Origin of the sequence: Burkholderia sp. USMB20 (assembly GCF_000949135.2) — a bacterium.
In the GTDB taxonomy this organism is placed as follows: domain Bacteria; phylum Pseudomonadota; class Gammaproteobacteria; order Burkholderiales; family Burkholderiaceae; genus Burkholderia.
In genome coordinates this window covers 814,816-828,047 of the sequence record NZ_JTAN02000012.1, presented here as the reverse complement: position 1 = coordinate 828,047, position 13,232 = coordinate 814,816, and the positions used below count along the sequence as shown (strand labels likewise).

The window sequence follows — 13,232 nt, the reverse complement described above, 5'->3', positions numbered from 1 at the left end:
AACCTGCCGCACTGCTGTGCATGGACGGCAGACCTGGCGCTCACTGTTGACAGCTTGCGAAGCCGCGCCGGCTCGGCGCATACCGCATGTGACTTCGCGTGTGACTGACTGCTCGCCGCCCGCTCGCGCAGGCGGCGCAACCATTAGCGATCGATTTCGCCGAACACGATGTCCTGCGTACCGATGATCGTGACGGCGTCGGCAATCATGTGACCGCGCGCCATTTCGTCGAGCGACGCGAGGTGCGCGAAGCCCGGTGCGCGGATCTTGAGGCGATACGGCTTGTTGGCACCGTCCGACACGAGGTAGATGCCGAACTCGCCCTTCGGATGCTCGACTGCTGCGTACGCTTCGCCTTCCGGCACGTGAAAACCTTCGGTGAAGAGCTTGAAGTGGTGAATCAAGTCTTCCATGTTGGTCTTCATGCCGACGCGCGACGGCGGTGCAACCTTGTGATTGTCGGTCATCACCGGGCCCGGATTCTTGCGGAGCCACTCAATACACTGTTTCGCGATACGGACCGACTGGCGCATTTCTTCGACGCGCACCAGATAGCGGTCGTAGCAATCGCCGTTCACGCCGACCGGCACGTCGAAGTCCATGCGGTCGTACACTTCGTACGGCTGCTTCTTGCGCAGGTCCCAGGCGATGCCCGAGCCGCGCAGCATCGGGCCCGTCAGGCCCATCTGCAGCGCACGCTCCGGGCTGACGACGCCGATCCCGACCAGACGCTGTTTCCAGATCCGGTTGTCGGTCAGCAGCGTTTCGTATTCGTCGACGCACTTCGGGAAGCGCGTGAAGAAGTCGTCGATGAAGTCGAGCACCGAGCCGCTGCGCGCTTCGTTCATCTTCGCGAGCGCCTTCTCGTTGCGAATCTTCGACGCCTTGTATTGCGGCATTGCGTCAGGCAGGTCGCGATAGACGCCGCCCGGACGGTAGTACGCCGCGTGCATCCGGGCACCGGACACCGCTTCGTACACGTCCATCAGGTCTTCGCGCTCGCGGAATGCGTACAGGAACACGGCCATCGCGCCGACGTCGAGTGCGTGCGCGCCGATCCACATCAGGTGGTTCAGCACGCGGGTGATCTCGTCGAACAGCACGCGGATGTACTGCGCGCGCTCCGGCACGTCGATGCCGAGCAGGCGCTCGATCGCGAGCACGTAGCCGTGCTCGTTGACCATCATCGACACGTAGTCGAGACGATCCATGTACGGCACGGACTGAATGAAGGTCTTGCTTTCCGCGAGCTTTTCGGTCGCGCGGTGCAGCAGGCCGATGTGCGGATCGGCACGCTGAATGACTTCGCCGTCGAGCTCGAGCACCAGGCGCAGCACGCCGTGCGCTGCCGGGTGCTGCGGGCCGAAGTTGAGGGTGTAGTTCTTGATTTCTGCCATGACGCCCCCTTAATGTTTCAGACCGCCATAGCGATCCTCGCGGATCACGCGCGGCGTGATTTCGCGCGGCTCGATCGTCACCGGCTGGTAGACGACCCGCTTCTCTTCCGGGTCGTAACGCATTTCGACATAGCCCGACACCGGGAAGTCCTTGCGGAACGGATGGCCGATGAAGCCGTAGTCGGTGAGGATGCGGCGCAGGTCGGGGTGACCCTCGAACACGAGGCCGTACAGGTCGAACGCTTCGCGCTCGTACCAGTTTGCGGAGGTCCAGATGTCGACGAGCGACGCCACGATCGGCAGATCGTCGTCCGGCGCGAACACGCGCAGGCGCAGGCGCCAGTTGTTCGTGACCGACAGCAGCTGCGACACGGCCGCGAAACGCGGGCCGTCGTAGGCGCCGTCGCCGTACGTTTGATAGTCGATGCCGCACAGGTCGATCAGCTGCTCGAAACGGAGCTTCGGATCGTCGCGCAGCGTCTTTGCGACTTCGAGGTAATCGCTCGCCTTCACGACGAGCGTCAGTTCACCGATCGCTTCGGTGAGGCTCACCACGCGCGCGCCGAGCGCGGCTTCGAGGTTGGCCTTGAGGGTCTCGATTTTGCTTGCCATATTGAGGGGACGCTCGGGGCTTTATTGACGGGCGATGGTGTTGGTGCGGCGGATCTTCGCCTGAAGCTGGATCACGCCGTAGACCAGCGCCTCGGCCGTGGGCGGACAGCCCGGTACGTAGACGTCGACCGGCACGATCCGGTCGCAACCGCGGACCACCGAGTACGAGTAGTGGTAGTAGCCACCACCGTTCGCGCACGACCCCATCGAGATCACCCAGCGCGGCTCGGCCATCTGGTCGTACACGCGGCGCAGTGCGGGCGCCATCTTGTTGCACAGCGTGCCGGCGACGATCATCACGTCCGACTGACGCGGGCTCGGACGGAACACGACCCCGAACCGGTCCAGGTCGTAACGGGCCGCGCCCGCATGCATCATCTCGACGGCGCAACACGCGAGCCCGAACGTCATCGGCCACAGCGAGCCGGTACGCGTCCAGTTGATCAGCTTGTCAGCCGTCGTGGTGACAAACCCTTCCTTCAAGACCCCTTCGATACTCATTTGCTTTCCACTCCAGACGAGCGGCCCAGCGTGGCCGCCCATGCAAACCGGCGATTAACCCATCACTCCCAGTCGAGGCCGCCTTTCTTCCAGATATAGGCAAAGCCCAGCAGGAATTCGAGCAGAAAAATCATCATTGCGATGAAACCCGGCCAGCCGATGTCCCGGAGCGCGACGCCCCACGGAAACAGGAATGCGGTTTCGAGATCGAAGATGATGAACAGGATGGCGACGAGGTAGTACCGGACGTCGAATTTCATCCGGGCGTCTTCAAAGGCTTCGAAGCCGCACTCGTACGGTGCGTTCTTCTCGACGTCCGGCTTGTTGGGACCAAGGAGCTTGCCGATGCTGACCAGCGCTATACCTAAACCAGTGCCCACGAGGAGGAACAACAAGACGGGGTAATAGGCTGCGAGGTTCAAGGCAATCCTCTATCGGTTGGTTCTGAGCGTCCGGAGAATACCACTTCCGGCGGAAGGAATCATTTCGGAGTGCGTGCAATCACAAGACAATCGCAAGGCACACCCCACAAATGAAAAATGCCAGCCACTAGAAGCGGCTGGCATTGAGTAACTTTGGTGCCGACGGCGAGACTCGAACTCGCACAGCTTTCGCCACTACCCCCTCAAGATAGCGTGTCTACCAATTTCACCACGTCGGCACTGCATGCAACTCGGGTTGTACTGCTCGTTTCCCGCGAATCGCTTCAAGAATTAAATTCTAACCCGAGTTCCAGATTTGTTCAACGCACAACCGCAAAAAATTTAACTTTTTATTTCGGGACGTCCTGGCCCGGCGCGCTTGCGGCCGACCCAGCAACCGCGGCGGACGCCGCGACTGCCGGTGCCGATGCTGCAGGTGCCGATGCCGGCGCGGTCGCTGCCGTGCCGAGCACGCCGGCCGACGGCGTCGACTTGTACGAACCGAGATACGTCAGTGCGAGCGTCGCGACGAAAAAGATCGTCGCGAGAATGCCCGTCGTGCGCGACAGAAAGTTCGCGGAGCCGGTCGCACCGAACAGGCTGCCCGACGCGCCGCTGCCGAATGCAGCACCCATGTCGGCTCCCTTGCCGTGCTGGAGCAGCACCAGCCCGATCACACCCAGTGCAGACAGCACCTGCACGACAATAATCAGCGTCTTGAATAACAGCATCACACCCACCCGATTGGATCAGGCGACCGGACCGACCGGCCGCCATCATGGTTCAATTCGACCCCGGACCGCTCAACGCGCGGCCCGGCAGATCGCCAGGAAATCTTCCGCCTTCAGCGACGCGCCGCCGATCAGGCCGCCGTCGATGTCCGGCTGCGCGAACAGCTCTTCCGCGTTGTCCGGCTTCACGCTGCCGCCGTACAGCACCGATACGTCCGCCGCCCCCTTCGCCGCAAGACGCGCACGCAGGAATGCGTGTACGTCCTGCGCCTGCGCCGACGTCGCGCTCTTGCCCGTGCCGATCGCCCAGACCGGCTCGTACGCGACGACGATGCGCGCCGCTTCGTCGGCCGTCAGCACGGCCAGCACGGCGTCGAGCTGTGCACCGACCACCTGCTCGGTCGCACCGGCTTCGCGCTCGTCGAGCGTTTCACCGACGCACACGACGGGCGTGAGGCCTGCCGCGAGCGCGCGCTGCGTCTTCGCAGCGACGGCTTCGCTGCGCTCGCCGTGATACGCGCGGCGCTCCGAGTGACCGACGATCGCATATTGCGCGCCGAACTCCGCCACCATCGCGGCCGCCACTTCACCGGTGAACGCGCCCTGCTCGTGCGCGGACACGTCCTGCGCGCCGAACGCGACACGGCCGCCGGCGAGCTGCGCCTGAACCTGCGCGAGATACGGGAACGGCACGCACACGCCGATCGACGTCTCGGCCGCCACCGCGCCTGCGCCCTGCACCACTTCGTTCAGCAACGCCTGGTTGCCGGCCAGCCGGCCGTGCATCTTCCAGTTGCCGATCACTCGCTTCGTTCGTTGTTTCGACATCGTGTCTGTCTCGTCACTATCTTGTCATTAACGCACCGGAAACCGGCCGTCAGGTTGGATCTGGCGAAGCAAACCCGCGATTTTACTGCGCGCGGCTTGAACCGGTCAAACCGCGCATGTCAAGTCCGGCCGCACGGCCGTCAGGTGGTCGTACCCCAATCGAGCACGATCTTGCCGATGTGCTCGCCGCTTTCCATCAGCGCATGCGCCTGCGCGGCCTCGCCGGCCGGCAGCACGCGGTAGATCACGGGCTTGATGCGGCCGTCCGCGAGCAGCGGCCAGACGCGCGCCTTCAGCTGTGCGGCGATGCGCGCCTTGAATTCGACCGGACGCGGACGCAGTGTCGAGCCCGTCACCGTCAGCCGGCGGCGCAGGATCTCGTTCAGGTTGACCTCGGCCTTCGCCCCGCCGAGCAGCGCGATCAGCACGAGGCGGCCGCCATCCGCGAGCGCGGACAGTTCGCGCGGCACGTACGAGCCTGCGACCATGTCGAGGATCACGTCGACGCCGCGATCGTGCGTCAGCGACTTGACGACCTCGACGAAGTCCTCGGTCTTGTAGTTGATCGCGCGCTCGGCGCCGAGCGCCTCGCATGCCCGGCATTTGTCGGCATTCCCGGCCGTCGCGAACACGCGATAGCCGAGCGCGTGCGCGATCTGGATCGCCGTCACGCCGATCCCGCTCGAGCCACCCTGCACGAGCAGCGTTTCCTGCTCGCCGCCCTCGCCCGCGCCGAGCAGCGCGCGGTCGAACACGTTGCTCCACACCGTGAAGAACGTTTCGGGCAGCGATGCGGCTTCGATGTCGGTCAGCCCGTCGGGAACCGGCAGGCATTGCGGCAGCGGCGCGACCGCGTACTCGGCGTAGCCGCCGCCCGCGAGCAGCGCGCAGACGCGATCGCCCAGCTTCAGGCCGAACGGGTTCAGCGCCGCATCCGACAGGTCGCCGCCGACGATCTCGCCCGCGACCTCGAGGCCCGGCAGATCCGATGCCCCCGGCGGCGGCGCATAGGCGCCCTTGCGCTGGAATACGTCGGGCCGGTTCACGCCGGAAGCCGCCACCTTGATCAGCACTTCGCCGCGCTTCGGTTCGGGGCGCGGACGCTCCGCGAGCTTCAGCACGTCGGGGGCGCCGAATTCGGTGATTTCGATGGCTTGCATGGTGGTCGCTCCAGGATCGGAATCGGGTGGCGCACCCGTGCGCGGCACGGGCGCCTCGCCGGCGCTGCTGCGCCGCACAACGATGCTACAGAAAAAACGGCCGGCACGCTTTCGCACTGCCGGCCGTTCTCACGCCTGTCCGCTTACTGCTGCGGCGGCGTATCCGAATGCGACGCCGCCGCTGCTTCGTTCAGCAGCGCCTTCGCCGACAGACGCACGCGACCCTTCTCGTCCGTCTGGATCACCTTGACCTTCACCTGCTGGCCTTCCTTCAGGTAGTCGTTGATGTCCTTCACGCGCTCGTTGACGATTTCCGAGATGTGCAGCAGGCCGTCCTTGCCCGGCAGCAGGTTCACGATCGCGCCGAAATCGAGCAGCTTGAGCACCGTGCCTTCGTACACCTGGCCGACTTCGATTTCAGCCGTGATTTGCTCGATGCGCTTCTTCGCTTCGGCCATGCCTTCGCTGTTCGTGCTCGCGATCGTCACGACGCCGTCATCGGAGATGTCGATGGTCGTGCCGGTTTCTTCGGTCAGCGCGCGGATCACCGAACCGCCCTTGCCGATCACGTCGCGGATCTTTTCCGGGTTGATCTTGATCGTGATCATGCGCGGCGCGAATTCCGACAGTTGCGTGTTCGCACCCGAGACCGCCGAGGTCATCTTGCCGAGGATGTGCATGCGGCCTTCCTTCGCCTGCGCGAGCGCGACCTGCATGATTTCCTTCGTGATGCCCTGGATCTTGATGTCCATCTGCAGCGCCGTCACGCCTTGCTCCGTGCCGGCCACCTTGAAGTCCATGTCGCCGAGGTGATCTTCGTCGCCGAGGATGTCGGTCAGCACCGCGAACTTGTTGCCTTCGAGGATCAGGCCCATCGCGATGCCCGCGACGTGCGCCTTCATCGGCACGCCGGCGTCCATCAGCGCGAGGCAGCCGCCGCACACCGATGCCATCGACGACGAACCGTTCGATTCGGTGATTTCCGACACGACGCGGATCGAATAGCCGAATTCGTCGGCGCTCGGCAGGCACTTGACCAGCGCGCGCTTCGCGAGACGGCCGTGGCCGATTTCACGACGCTTCGGCGAGCCGACGCGGCCCGTTTCGCCGGTCGCGAACGGGGGCATGTTGTAGTGGAGCATGAAACGCTCGCGGTATTCGCCTTCGAGCGCGTCGATGATCTGCTCGTCACCCTTGGTGCCGAGCGTCGCGACGACGAGCGCCTGCGTTTCGCCACGCGTGAACAGCGCCGAACCGTGGGTGCGCGGCAGCACGCCGGTGCGGATCTCGATCGGACGCACGGTGCGCGTGTCGCGACCGTCGATGCGCGGCTCGCCGTTCAGGATCTGCGAACGGACGATCTTCGCTTCGATGTCGAACAGGATGTTGCCGACGGTCGCCTTGTCGGCCGCGACCGTGCCGGCCGCCAGCGCGTCTTCCTCGAGCTTCGCCGAGGTTGCCGCGTAGACTTCCTTCAGCTTCGTCGAACGCGCTTGCTTGTCGCGCAGCTGGTAAGCGGCGAGCAGGTCGCCGTGCGCCAGTTCCGTCACGCGCGCGATCAGCGCTTCGTTCTTCGGTGCCGGCTGCCAGTCCCACTCGGGCTTGCCGCCTTCGCGCACGAGTTCGTGGATCGCGTCGATCGCCGTCTGCATCTGCTCGTGGCCGAACACGACCGCGCCCAGCATCACATCTTCCGGCAGCTGGTCGGCTTCCGATTCGACCATCAGCACCGCACGCTCCGTACCGGCGACGACGAGGTCGAGGCTCGATGCCTTGATCTGGTCACGCGTCGGGTTCAGCACGTAGGCGTTGTCGATGTACGCGACGCGCGCGGCACCGACCGGACCGTTGAACGGCAGGCCCGATACGGCGAGCGCGGCCGATGCGCCGATCAGCGCGGGGATGTCCGCCGGGATTTCCGGGTTCACGGACAGCACGTGGATCACGACCTGGACTTCGTTGTAGAAGCCTTCCGGGAACAGCGGGCGCAGCGGACGGTCGATCAGGCGCGACGTCAGCGTCTCGTGTTCCGACGGACGGCCTTCGCGACGGAAGAAGCCGCCCGGGATCTTGCCGGCCGAGTAGGTCTTCTCGAGGTAGTCGACGGTCAGCGGGAAGAAGTCCTGACCCGGCTTCGCCGACTTCGCGCCGACGACGGTGGCCAGCACGACGGTGTCTTCCACGTCGACGATCACGGCACCGCTCGCCTGGCGGGCGACTTCGCCGGTTTCGAGGCGCACCTTGTGCTGGCCCCACTGGAATTCCTTCACGACCTTGTTGAACATGGACATGGTTGCTCCTTTGAATTCATTCATTTCATTCGCCGTGCGGGCCATCCCGCGCGGCGGCGTCCCGACCGAATCACCCGGAGCAAGGTGTGTTTTTTATGCCATTCCAGCACGCCGCTCGACGAGCGGCGCGCTGGAATGACACAAATCCCGACCCCGGTATCAGCCGTTCCGGCAGCCCGGCACCCACGTGCCGGACGACCTGCGGTGCGCGTGACGCTACGCACCGCGCAAAAACAAAATGCCTGCATCAGCGGACTGACACAGGCATCTTGCTGGCGGCAATCGCCTCGATTACTTACGCAGACCCAGCTTCTCGATCAGCGCGCGGTAACGGTCGGCATCCTTGCCCTTGAGGTAGTCGAGCAGCTTGCGGCGGCGGCTCACCATGCGCAGCAGGCCGCGGCGGCTGTGGTGATCCTTCGCGTGGGTCTTGAAGTGACCCGTCAGTTCGACGATACGTGCGGTCAGCAGTGCGACCTGGACTTCGGGCGAACCCGTGTCGTTGGTACCGCGGGCGAACTGAGCAACGACTTCCGACTTCTTGATATCTGCAACAGACATGAGATTTCCTTTGTTTCCTACTGGCTAACTAACAGGCGGACACGGAAGAATGGCCGTGCCGTGACTTACAACCGGCGGGCATTGTAGCACAACTGCACGCCGTTCCATCGCCTCCTGTCACGGGCGCGTCATCGAGCAGGTCGACGGCATCTGCGTGCGCTGCGCGGGCACCGCGAGGACGGTCCGGAAACCGTATCCCGAGCCCTCGTTGTCGAAGCGCACGCCCGGCGTGCCGGCCTTGTCCATTTCCATCATGTAAAGGGGCTGGATCAACTGGTGATCCTGCGCCCGCATCGACGACGCGTGGAAGCCGTCGTCGAGCGACAGCCCTTCGAGCGCGCGCGCCACTGCGATGGGGTCGGACGAGCCGGCGCGATTCATCGCCGCCGCGAGCATCTCGATCATCAGGCTCATCCGTCGCACCGGATAGTCGTCCGGGGCAGCGGGAAAACGGGTCCGGAACGCGCGGTAGAACGCATCCGATTGCGCACCGCCCGCGTTCGGATGCCAGTCCGCGACGGCGACCACCCGGCCGACGCCCGCATCGCCGAGCGCGGCCGGCGCGCCGAGGCTGTTGCCATAGAACGTATAGAACTTCGCGTTCAGCCCCTGCTCGCGCGCCGCCTTCACGAGCAGCGTGAGGTCGTTGCCCCAGTTGCCGGTCACGACGGCGTCCGCGCCGCTTGCGCGGATCTTCGCGATGTACGGCGAGAAATCCTTGATGCGGCCGATCGGGTGGAATTCGTCGCCGGCGATCGTCACGTCGGGGCGCCGCTCGGCCAGCGCCTGCCGCGCCAGCGCGCTGACGTCGTGGCCGAAGCTGTAGTCCTGGTTCAGCAGGTAGACCTTGCGCAGCGGGCGGTCGCGCGCCATCACGTCCGCCAGCGCGGCCATCCGCATCCCCGCGTGCGCGTCGAAGCGGAAATGCCAGAAGCTGCAGCGCGCACCGGTCAGCGCCGGATCGTCGGCCGAATAGTTGAGGAACAGCATCCGGCTGTCCGGATTGCGCGCGTTCAGCTTGTCGAGCGCCGCGACGAGCGCGGCCGCGACCGCCGAGCTGTTGCCCTGCGCGACGAAACCGATGTGCCGGTCCGCCGCCGCGCGCAACTGCACCAGCGCCTCCTCCGGGCTGCCCTTGCTGTCGAGCACGACGAGTTCGAGCGGGTGCGCGCCGTCACGCAGCTTCACGCCGCCCGCCGCGTTGACCCGCTCGACGCCGAAGCGCAGGTTGCGCTCGACGGCCGCGCCCGCGTTCGCGAACGGGCCCGACATCCCTTCGATCAGCGCGATCCGCACCGGCTCGCCTGCCGCGAACGCGGACGACGCCAGCATCCACCCGGCGCTCCATGCGAGCGCGTACCGTTTCCACAGCTGCATCGGCTCCCTGCCCTTCAACCTGTCCGAGAAGCGCGGATCATAGGACGCGGGCGGCGCCGGCCGCAAGCCCGGCGCGCAACGATAGCCCGACGACACCCGGCCGGCGATCCGCACCGATTTTTTCGGCACGATGCGCCGGCGCGCGCCGTCCGTGATACAACTGAACGGTTAGAGCGTTCTGGAGGATCCCATGCGCATTCGCATTTCCGCGCGCCTGCCGGTGCTGGTCGCCTGTGCGGCGGCGCTGCTCGCCGGCTGTGCGCAACCGTGGCAGCAATATCAGGCCGGCCAGGACGAGTCGGCGATCGTCGCGCGCATGGGCCCGCCGCGCGAGATCTATGACCTGCCCGGCGGCGGCAAGCGCCTGATGTGGCCGACCCAGCCGATGGGCGAGATCACCATCGCGGCCGACGTCGACGCGGCCCACCGGATCGTCAACGTGCGCCAGGTGCTGCAGCCGAGCGAGTTCTATCGCGCGGATATCGGCAAGTGGACCAAGACCGACGTGCTCGTCAATTTCGGCCGCCCGGTCGAGACGTCCTACTTCCCGCTGATGAAGCGCGAGGTATGGACCTACCGCTATCTCGAAGACAACGTCTGGTACATGATGTACAGCTTCTACTTCGACCCGCAGGGCATCCTGCGCACCACGCAGAAAACACCGGACCCGCTGCACGATCCCGACCGCCGCAATCTGTTCTGATCGGATCGATTGCGCATTTACGCGAAATTTTCACAATGGCCATTCACGAATCGTTGCGTGAATGGCCATTTCATTTTTTCCGTCATATTCGATTAATTTCGAATTGAAGCAGCAATCCTTTCCGATCGAATATGCGCCCAAAGCATCGCGGCGAGCCCCGCGCCACGCGGCCGCCGGCGGGAAACAGGCATGCACGATACATGTCATGCGTTGCATTGGTGCATTCGGTGCACCTCGCCAGATCGAGTTGAAACAATTTGTATCATTGGCACCGGATGTTAGGGCATACCCCTAATATCGGATGAAATTGAACCTTTCAATTTAGAAAGCATCCTATTGCTCCACTTCGTCCGGTATTTGTTTGTCCTTATCAGAAAGGAGTCCTCATGAATCGCCCCAAGAGCATGCTGGTTGCCAACATCGCCTGGGCCCGCGAGACGCACGAGCATACGCCCGGTTTCTTCGACGCACTCGCGCGCGGCCAGAATCCGCGCGTGCTGTGGATCGGCTGCGCCGACAGCCGGGTGCCAGCCGAAACCATCACGCATTGCGTGCCCGGCGAGCTGTTCGTCCATCGCAACATCGCGAACCTGTTCCATCCCGACGACGACAATTCCGCGAGCGTGCTCGAGTACGCCGTGCGCGTGCTCGAAGTCGACCACGTGATCGTGTGCGGCCACTACGGATGCGGCGGGGTGCGCGCGTCGCTGCTGCCGCCGCCGGCCGACCTGCCGCACGTCGCGCGCCGCATCGCGCCGCTGTGCGCGCTTGCACGGCGCCATCGCGACACGCTCGACGGACTCGACGACACGGCCGCCGCCGACCGCCTGGCGGAACTCAACGTGCTCGAACAGGTGCGGCTGCTGCGCGCTTCGCCGATCGTGCATGGCCGGCAGCGGCCGCCGCTCGTGCACGGCTGGATCTTTTCGCTCGCCGACGGCCGCCTGAAGGAACTCGATTCCGGCTACACGACAGCGCCGGCCGAAGCCGAACCGGAGCATGCCGCCATGGCCGTCGCTCTCGGCTGACCCGCCCCTCCCTACGCCAATGAAATCACCCCAACCATGAAACTGAACGACCGCCTGTCCATCCTGCCGCGCGACATCGTCGCCGGCATCGTCGTGTTCCTCGTCGCGCTGCCGTTATGTCTCGGCATCGCCAATGCGTCCGGCGTCGAGCCGTTCGCCGGGCTCGTGTCCGGCATCGTCGGCGGGATCATCGTCGCGCTGTTGAGCGGCTCGTCACTGTCGGTCAGCGGGCCGGCCGCCGGCCTCGTCGTGATCGTCGTCGAAGGGATCGCGCAACTCGGCAGCTTTTCCGCGTTCCTGCTCGCGGTGCTGCTGTCCGGCGTGCTGCAGTTCGGCTTCGGCATGCTGCGCGCCGGCCGCTTCGCCGCGTACGTACCGTCGCCCGTCATCAAGGGCATGCTCGCGGCGATCGGCCTGCTGCTGGTCGTGAAGCAGATTCCGTTCGCATTCGGCATCGGCGGGCCGGCCGCGCAATCGTTTGCATCATGGCCCGGCCTGCCGACCGCCTGGGCCGCAACGGCCATCGCGCTCGCCTCGCTCGCGCTGCTGGTCGCGTGGGACACGCCCGCGCTCAAGCGCTTCGGCTGGGTACGCGCGGTGCCTGCGCCGCTCGCGGTCGTCGTGTTCGGCATCGGCGCGACGCTGGTGCTCGGCGTCGTTGCACCGTCGGTCGCGCCGGGCGCCGCGCATCGCGTCACGCTGCCGGAGCTCGAATCGTTCGCGGCGCTCGCGGCATCGCTGAAGCATGCCGAGCTCGGCCCGAACTTCGCGCAACTCGTCAATCCGGACGTGTGGCGCGTCGCGATCACGCTCGCGGTCGTCGCGAGCCTCGAGACGCTGCTGAGCCTGGAGGCGGTCGAACAGATCGATCCGAAGCGCCGGCCGACCCAGCCGGACCGCGAACTCAAGGCCCAGGGCGTCGGCAATCTCGTCGCGGGCGCGGTCGGCGGGCTGCCGATCACGTCGGTGATCGTGCGCAGTTCGGTCAACGTGAACGCGGGTGCCCAAAGCCGGATGTCGGCGATCGTGCACGGGATCCTGCTGCTCGCCAGCGTGTTCGCACTCACCGGGCTGATCAACCTGATCCCGCTCGCGAGCCTCGCGGCGATCCTGATCCACACCGGCTTCAAGCTCGCGAAACCGGCGCTGTTCCGCTCGGTGCTGAAGCAGGGCCCGGCCGCGTTCGTGCCGTTCGCCGCGACGATCGCGGGCGTGCTGGCGGTCGACCTGCTGTTCGGCATCGCGCTCGGCCTCGCCTGCAGCGTGCTGGCGGTCGCGGTGGCGAACCTGAAGAGCCCCGTCACGCTCGCGCAGCACGACGACCACTTCCTGCTGTCGTTCCGCAAGGACGTGTCGTTCCTCGGCAAGGTGCAGGTCAAGCATCACCTGCGGCACATTCCGGACCGCGCGGCCGTGATCATCGACGCGACGCGCGCCGACTACATCGACCACGACGTGCTCGAACTGCTCGACGCGTTCATCGCCGATGCGCCGCGGCGCGGGATCGCGGTCGAATTCCGCCGCCGCAGCCCGGCGCCCCGCCCGGCCGCTCGCCGCTGGTCGTTCCGCGCGCCGGCCGCCGAATGAGCGGCGCATGAAAAACGCCCCGCGCGGCGCGAGG

General features: G+C 65.5%; 13 protein-coding genes and 1 tRNA gene. 3 read left to right on the top strand and 11 right to left on the bottom strand.

Translation table 11 applies throughout. The features are described 5' to 3' along the window. Positions 1-143: 143 nt before the first annotated feature. The 11 genes from PL79_RS17145 to PL79_RS17090 all read right to left on the bottom strand — a co-directional run bounded on the left by PL79_RS17145 (position 144) and on the right by PL79_RS17090 (position 9,880). Positions 144-1,397 carry an NADH-quinone oxidoreductase subunit D gene (locus PL79_RS17145; protein WP_044844663.1) on the bottom strand — a complete coding sequence of 418 codons (1,254 nt, stop codon included), beginning with the start codon at positions 1,395-1,397 and terminating at the stop codon, positions 144-146. Between the two features lie 9 nt (positions 1,398-1,406). Continuing rightward, complete coding sequence (locus PL79_RS17140; protein ID WP_044844664.1) at positions 1,407-2,009, bottom strand: NADH-quinone oxidoreductase subunit C; 603 nt, start codon at positions 2,007-2,009, stop codon at positions 1,407-1,409. Positions 2,010-2,030: 21 nt separating this feature from the next. Then, a complete protein-coding gene (locus tag PL79_RS17135; RefSeq protein ID WP_006398799.1) occupies positions 2,031-2,510 on the bottom strand; it encodes a NuoB/complex I 20 kDa subunit family protein in 480 nt (159 codons plus the stop codon). Between the two features lie 62 nt (positions 2,511-2,572). Then, positions 2,573-2,932 carry an NADH-quinone oxidoreductase subunit A gene (locus PL79_RS17130; protein ID WP_006398798.1) on the bottom strand — a complete coding sequence of 120 codons (360 nt, stop codon included), beginning with the start codon at positions 2,930-2,932 and terminating at the stop codon, positions 2,573-2,575. A 154-nt stretch (positions 2,933-3,086) separates the two neighbouring features. Further along, positions 3,087-3,171: transfer RNA gene (locus PL79_RS17125), tRNA-Leu, on the bottom strand. 111 nt (positions 3,172-3,282) lie between these two features. Then, positions 3,283-3,663: a preprotein translocase subunit SecG gene (gene secG, locus PL79_RS17120; RefSeq protein WP_042977371.1), complete on the bottom strand. Its 381-nt coding sequence runs from the start codon at positions 3,661-3,663 to the stop codon at positions 3,283-3,285. Positions 3,664-3,735: 72 nt separating this feature from the next. Beyond that, entirely contained in the window at positions 3,736-4,491 is a 756-nt protein-coding gene (gene tpiA, locus PL79_RS17115; RefSeq protein ID WP_044844665.1) for a triose-phosphate isomerase, read from the bottom strand. Between the two features lie 140 nt (positions 4,492-4,631). After that, complete coding sequence (locus PL79_RS17110; protein WP_044844666.1) at positions 4,632-5,651, bottom strand: NAD(P)H-quinone oxidoreductase; 1,020 nt, start codon at positions 5,649-5,651, stop codon at positions 4,632-4,634. A 143-nt stretch (positions 5,652-5,794) separates the two neighbouring features. Beyond that, positions 5,795-7,942 carry a polyribonucleotide nucleotidyltransferase gene (gene pnp, locus PL79_RS17105; RefSeq protein WP_044844667.1) on the bottom strand — a complete coding sequence of 716 codons (2,148 nt, stop codon included), beginning with the start codon at positions 7,940-7,942 and terminating at the stop codon, positions 5,795-5,797. Between the two features lie 291 nt (positions 7,943-8,233). Next, positions 8,234-8,503 (bottom strand): 30S ribosomal protein S15, encoded by a 270-nt coding sequence (rpsO, locus tag PL79_RS17095; RefSeq protein ID WP_006398792.1) that lies wholly within the window; start codon positions 8,501-8,503, stop codon positions 8,234-8,236. Positions 8,504-8,620: 117 nt separating this feature from the next. Next, positions 8,621-9,880 (bottom strand): branched-chain amino acid ABC transporter substrate-binding protein, encoded by a 1,260-nt coding sequence (locus tag PL79_RS17090; protein ID WP_044844733.1) that lies wholly within the window; start codon positions 9,878-9,880, stop codon positions 8,621-8,623. A gap of 190 nt (positions 9,881-10,070) precedes the next feature. Between PL79_RS17090 and PL79_RS17085 the strand changes: the two genes are divergently transcribed. The 3 genes from PL79_RS17085 to PL79_RS17075 all read left to right on the top strand — a co-directional run bounded on the left by PL79_RS17085 (position 10,071) and on the right by PL79_RS17075 (position 13,198). After that, positions 10,071-10,583, top strand: coding sequence for a hypothetical protein (locus PL79_RS17085; RefSeq protein WP_044844668.1), 513 nt, complete (start codon positions 10,071-10,073; stop codon positions 10,581-10,583). 386 nt (positions 10,584-10,969) lie between these two features. Continuing rightward, positions 10,970-11,611, top strand: a complete 642-nt coding sequence (locus tag PL79_RS17080; RefSeq protein WP_044844669.1) for a carbonic anhydrase — start codon at positions 10,970-10,972, stop codon at positions 11,609-11,611. Positions 11,612-11,647: 36 nt separating this feature from the next. Next, complete coding sequence (locus tag PL79_RS17075; RefSeq protein ID WP_044844670.1) at positions 11,648-13,198, top strand: SulP family inorganic anion transporter; 1,551 nt, start codon at positions 11,648-11,650, stop codon at positions 13,196-13,198. Positions 13,199-13,232 lie beyond the last annotated feature (34 nt).

What these genes read in the sequence shown, in the direction of transcription:
- PL79_RS17145 (WP_044844663.1), bottom strand. Translation starts at nt 1,397, where the DNA reads ATGGCAGAAATCAAGAACTACACCCTCAACTTCGGCCCGCAGCACCCG.
- PL79_RS17140 (WP_044844664.1), bottom strand. Translation starts at nt 2,009, where the DNA reads ATGGCAAGCAAAATCGAGACCCTCAAGGCCAACCTCGAAGCCGCGCTC.
- PL79_RS17135 (WP_006398799.1), bottom strand. Translation starts at nt 2,510, where the DNA reads ATGAGTATCGAAGGGGTCTTGAAGGAAGGGTTTGTCACCACGACGGCT.
- secG (WP_042977371.1), bottom strand. Translation starts at nt 3,663, where the DNA reads ATGCTGTTATTCAAGACGCTGATTATTGTCGTGCAGGTGCTGTCTGCA.
- tpiA (WP_044844665.1), bottom strand. Translation starts at nt 4,491, where the DNA reads ATGTCGAAACAACGAACGAAGCGAGTGATCGGCAACTGGAAGATGCAC.
- PL79_RS17110 (WP_044844666.1), bottom strand. Translation starts at nt 5,651, where the DNA reads ATGCAAGCCATCGAAATCACCGAATTCGGCGCCCCCGACGTGCTGAAG.
- pnp (WP_044844667.1), bottom strand. Translation starts at nt 7,942, where the DNA reads ATGTCCATGTTCAACAAGGTCGTGAAGGAATTCCAGTGGGGCCAGCAC.
- rpsO (WP_006398792.1), bottom strand. Translation starts at nt 8,503, where the DNA reads ATGTCTGTTGCAGATATCAAGAAGTCGGAAGTCGTTGCTCAGTTCGCC.
- PL79_RS17090 (WP_044844733.1), bottom strand. Translation starts at nt 9,880, where the DNA reads ATGCAGCTGTGGAAACGGTACGCGCTCGCATGGAGCGCCGGGTGGATG.
- PL79_RS17085 (WP_044844668.1), top strand. Translation starts at nt 10,071, where the DNA reads ATGCGCATTCGCATTTCCGCGCGCCTGCCGGTGCTGGTCGCCTGTGCG.
- PL79_RS17080 (WP_044844669.1), top strand. Translation starts at nt 10,970, where the DNA reads ATGAATCGCCCCAAGAGCATGCTGGTTGCCAACATCGCCTGGGCCCGC.
- PL79_RS17075 (WP_044844670.1), top strand. Translation starts at nt 11,648, where the DNA reads ATGAAACTGAACGACCGCCTGTCCATCCTGCCGCGCGACATCGTCGCC.